Consider the following 1,309-nt stretch of genomic DNA (forward strand, 5'->3'; position numbering starts at 1 on the left):
TTGAACCGTACCGGGTTTGTCGGAGACTTTTTATTTAAGTTAGGCCACCTGACCTAACTGGTTAATTTTATCATAGTACATTGCTTCAAAATCAAAAGGTGATACATAATCTAGCGCACTATGTACACGTTCTTTATTGAACCAATCCACCCAGTTTAGTGTCGCAAGTTGTACATCCGCTAAACCTTGCCAATCTGCTTTTAAATATTCAATCACCTCTGTTTTGTATAAGCCATTCACCGTTTCAGCCAAAGCATTATCGTATGAGTCACCCGTTGTACCGACTGATGCTCGTAAATTTGCTGCTTCTAAACGATTGGTATAGCGAATGGAAAGATATTGAACACCTCTATCGGAATGATGAATCACATTCTTTGGCATGCCTCGATCGTGCAATGCTTGCTCAAGTGCATCGAGTACCATATCTGTATTCATCCGTGTAGATACTTTCCATCCAACAATTGCTCGTGAGAACACATCAATAATAAAGGCGGTATAGACCCAGCCTGAATGAGTTTGAATATACGTAAAGTCACCCACCCATAGTTGGTTTGGATGATCAGCATTAAAATTACGTTTCACTAAATCATCTGCCCGTTTTTGGTCATCTCGGCTACGGGTGGTTTTTTTGTTCTTACCACGCCAAACACCTTGTATACCTAGCTTTTGCATTAATCGAGCAACAGTACAGCGCGCAATAATATAGCCTTCACGTTTCAGTTTTTGCCAGACTTTACGTACACCATACCGACCTGAACTTTCCTTCCAAATTCGTTTAATTTGTTCAGCATGATGCTCATCATGTAGATCTCGTTTCGCTCGATGTTCTGGATTGTCAGCGAGATCTAAAGTCCGGTAATAGGTTGAAGCTGCAATCGGTAAAATTCTACAAATCGCTTCAACACCATATCGATCTTTATTGTTATGGATAAAATCCACCATTATTTGTGTGGGCGGTCGAGCTCCGCCTGGGCGAAAAAAGCGGCTGCTTTACGTAGAATTTCATTGGCACGCTTTAATTCTTTAATTTCACGTTCCATTTGCCTCATTTTTTCTTGATCAGATATCTGTTGTACTTTAATAGGATTTTGCTGATCTAAATGCTTTTGATGCCAGGCACGAAGTGTTTCAGGAGTACAACCAATCTTAGGCGCAATTGCTGTGATTGCAGCCCAAGTAGAAGGATAATCTTTTTCAGATTCAATCAATAATTGAACCGCTCTTTCTCTGATTTCAGGGGTATATTTTAATTTTGTCATCGGGGTAGTCTCTCAGAATATTGACTCTCCGACAAACCCGGTACGGTTCA

At 40.5% G+C, this 1,309-nt stretch carries 1 protein-coding gene and 1 other annotated feature; the gene reads right to left on the bottom strand.

Going from position 1 to position 1,309, the window contains the following annotated elements:
• Positions 1-39: 39 nt before the first annotated feature.
• Positions 40-1,259, bottom strand: a protein-coding gene (locus KQI71_RS12235) for an IS3 family transposase (RefSeq protein WP_139113547.1) whose coding sequence is annotated in 2 segments (ribosomal slippage) — positions 40-983 and positions 983-1,259 — 1,221 coding nt in all. Because the reading frame shifts where the segments join, the coding sequence is not laid out codon by codon here.
• Positions 868-984, bottom strand: a sequence feature (AL1L pseudoknot). (Overlaps the previous gene by 117 nt.)
• Positions 1,260-1,309: the final 50 nt, after the last annotated feature.

This window comes from Anaerostipes sp. MSJ-23 (assembly GCF_018918155.1).
In the GTDB taxonomy this organism is placed as follows: domain Bacteria; phylum Bacillota; class Clostridia; order Lachnospirales; family Lachnospiraceae; genus Anaerostipes.